The 2,056-nt window shown below is 67.5% G+C and carries 2 protein-coding genes and 1 pseudogene; 2 read left to right on the top strand and 1 reads right to left on the bottom strand.

Features of this window, described 5'->3' with window-relative positions; translation table 11 throughout:
• Window positions 1-192 precede the first annotated feature (192 nt).
• Entirely contained in the window at window positions 193-930 is a 738-nt protein-coding gene (locus ABZ532_RS31540) for an NUDIX domain-containing protein (RefSeq protein ID WP_361291427.1), read from the top strand.
• Between the two features lie 16 nt (window positions 931-946).
• Here the strand turns inward: ABZ532_RS31540 and ABZ532_RS31535 are convergent, their stop codons facing one another.
• The gene (locus ABZ532_RS31535) at window positions 947-1,555 is read right to left on the bottom strand and encodes a hypothetical protein (protein WP_361291424.1); all 609 of its coding nucleotides are present in this window, start codon (window positions 1,553-1,555) and stop codon (window positions 947-949) included.
• Between the two features lie 295 nt (window positions 1,556-1,850).
• Between ABZ532_RS31535 and ABZ532_RS31530 the strand changes: the two are divergent.
• Window positions 1,851-2,056 (top strand): annotated as a pseudogene (locus ABZ532_RS31530) (IS5/IS1182 family transposase); the annotation flags it as partial.

The raw sequence follows: 2,056 nt of genomic DNA, 5'->3' as shown, positions 1-2,056 counted from the left end.
GACACCCGTAAACAACAGATGCGCCAGAACCACCCGATCCACCATGCCCTTCACCAACAGAGCATGCCCACCCGCTATCACGCACCAACTCGTAAGTCTTCCGGCTAAAGCACGCCCTGCGCCACCGGCCTTCTACCAGAAGCGTCGGCCCGTCCGGCCAGCCAAGCCTGGGGCGGCTTCTACGATGAGCCCGTGCCCGAAACGCTGCCCTCTGTAGTTGACCTCTTTGATGTTGAACGGCTTCACCTCACGGAAGCTGAGGAGCCGCCCCTATCGCCCTCGGATGAGGCGGCCAGGGATCGCGTGTGGGAGAAGGCGGTCCAGGCCAACCCGGCTCTCTTCGACGGGCCTGTGGTGGCCTGTGCTGGATTGCAGCACACGGACCCGCACGTCCTGCGTCTGTCCTGGGTGCGGGTCACCTACCGGCATTACGCGCTCCGTCGTGTTCCCGGTGCCACGGCGCTTGCCTCATTGTTCGTGAACGTGGTCCAGCCGACCGACGACGGCCGTGTGCTGACGGCCAGGATGTCGTCTTCCACGGCTGCGCCTGGCCGTTGGCAGCTGCCGGGAGGGTCCGTGGAACCACCGCAGGACGGTGAAGGGCTGGAGGAATTGGATCTGGCTGGCCAGGCTGCGCGAGAGCTGTCTGAGGAGTTGGGGCTCGACGCCAGCGCGGAGGCGTTGCGGTTGTGGGCTGTGACCCGCGGCGAGAACGGCAGCGTGGGTCTGACCTACCTTGCCCCGGCTCTTCCCGAGAGCGCGGTACGTGCTGCCTTTGCCGCCGCGGCGGCGGCCGAGCGTACTCAGGGGCGTGAGCCTGAGCTTGATGCCATCGCGTTGGTGCGTTCGCCGCAGGAACTGGCGGGCCTGTCTGGACCACATGCGGACTACCTGGAGCCGATCGTTCGGCGCTTCACAGGCGGTCGCTGAAGTCTGACGGTGCTCCTCAGGTGCTTGTGAGGAAGTCGCGGCCGCGTTCGTCGAGGTCGGCTACGCACCGAAGGCCGCGGGCTCGGAAGCGGGCGAGGTCGCCACGCATCTGTGAGATGGCCTTGCGGGTGCGGACGGAGCGGACACCGTCCATGTGGTCGATGGCTCGGTGCCAGGTGGTGCATGCCTGTTCGATGCTGCCGCGTTTGAGGTGCATCTCGGCGCCTGCGACCAGGTCCAGGGCGACGATCCGGGCGTAGGTGTCTGCCGGGCGGGCTGTGGCGGCCAGCGCGTACTGCTCGGCGGCGGCGCGGTGGTCGCCGATGGTCTCGTGGACCTTGGCGGTGCGGGAGTACACGGATGCGGCTGGCGGCCCCCAAGCCAGCGCCCAGAACGGCACTGCGTCGCCGGGGGCTTTGGTCAGCAGGGTGCGGGCGTGATCGGCGGCGGCCAGGGCGGCGCGGTGTTTGCCGCTTTTGGCCAGGGTGTGGGCGTGGACGATGCGGAAGAGGGCTTCGGTCTGGGCGTCGACCTGGCCTTTGGCTCGGTTCAGGCCGGTCTCGGCCAGCCCCAGGCAGTGTTCGGGGCGATGGAGCTTGAGGCCCTGCATGGCCATGGTGCGCATGACGAAGCCGTCGTGGCCGCGGATGCCGGATTCGGTGGCCAGTGCGTAGGACTGGAGGTAGTAGCGCTGGGCGAGTCTTATCTATAGCTGTCAAGTCTTTGCCCTGGTAGAGCACCAGAACAGGTTGAGGGACGTTAGAAGCCATCCGCTTACCGCTCGGCAGGCTTGATCAGTCGAACACGGTTCCTGTTCGGGTGACCTCTCTGCGGTCGGGGCATAACGGCAGGGCCTCCTGGTAGCTCGGGGTTGCGATCCCAACCGAGCAGCACCAGGAGGCCTTCTGTCGCAGTCTTTCGTGCTCGCGTCTGTGGAGTCCAACGCGCCGTCTCCGGCGTGTGACTGTCTCGCGCGCAGGTTCGGCAACGCGGCGGACGGGCCGGACCGCGTGCGGTGTTACGGCTCCGACCTGACGGAGGCGGAGTGGCAGGTCATCCGGCCGCTGCTGCCGGTCCCCGCGTGGCTTCAGGGGCGGGGCGGGCGGCCGGAGGGTTATTGCCACCG

Source organism: Streptomyces sp. NPDC019396 (genome assembly GCF_040632375.1).
Taxonomy (GTDB): domain Bacteria; phylum Actinomycetota; class Actinomycetes; order Streptomycetales; family Streptomycetaceae; genus Streptomyces.
Note: the sequence above shows the minus strand (reverse complement) of the source record. Positions and strands in the feature narration are given on the sequence as shown.

Excerpts from the sequence above, each read along its gene's own strand:
- ABZ532_RS31535 (WP_361291424.1), bottom strand. The coding sequence starts at position 1,555 with ATGCGCACCATGGCCATGCAGGGCCTCAAGCTCCATCGCCCCGAACAC.